Below are 534 nucleotides of genomic sequence, written 5' to 3'. Positions count from 1 at the left end.
TAAAATATGAACCATTTTGATAAAATAAGCAGCTTTAGTAGTGCAATTGGTATTAAAGCGCCGGAGCATCCGCTATTTAGTATATCGTTCGGTACTAAGGAAGAGTGTGGCGGTGATGATATTGAATTTTCTGCCAACTTTTATATCATCTCATTTCAAAAGCTTGAATCGGGAAATATTTTTTATGGCAAAACAAAATACGATCATGACAGGGGAAAATTATCGTTTACAAGGCCACGGAAATCAGTGACGTTCAAAAATATTAAACTTAAGGAAGATTGCTTTCTGATACTGATACATGAAGACTTTTTATCAGGCAGCGACTTATATCATGAGATTAAGAGGTATGGCTATTTTGACTATGAGATAAATGAGGCCTTACACGTCTCACCTGCAGAGGAAGAGATCATCTGGAACCTGGTCTTTACGATGAATAAAGAATATTGTAATAACACCGATGATTACAGCAAGACAATCCTATTGAGCCAGTTAAGCACACTACTCAAATATAGCCAGCGCTTTTATAAGAGGCAA

General features: G+C 36.3%; 1 protein-coding gene. It reads left to right on the top strand.

Translation table 11 applies throughout. The annotated features are described in order from the left end of the window. Positions 1-6: 6 nt before the first annotated feature. Positions 7-534: hypothetical protein (locus AB3U87_RS21995; RefSeq protein WP_394150522.1), on the top strand; the 528-nt coding region annotated here is incomplete at its 3' end.

The organism is Erwinia plantamica, assembly GCF_043420595.1.
GTDB lineage: Bacteria > Pseudomonadota > Gammaproteobacteria > Enterobacterales > Enterobacteriaceae > Erwinia > Erwinia aeris.
The sequence above is the reverse complement of the archived record's forward strand: the minus strand, read 5'-3'. Positions and strand labels throughout refer to the sequence as shown.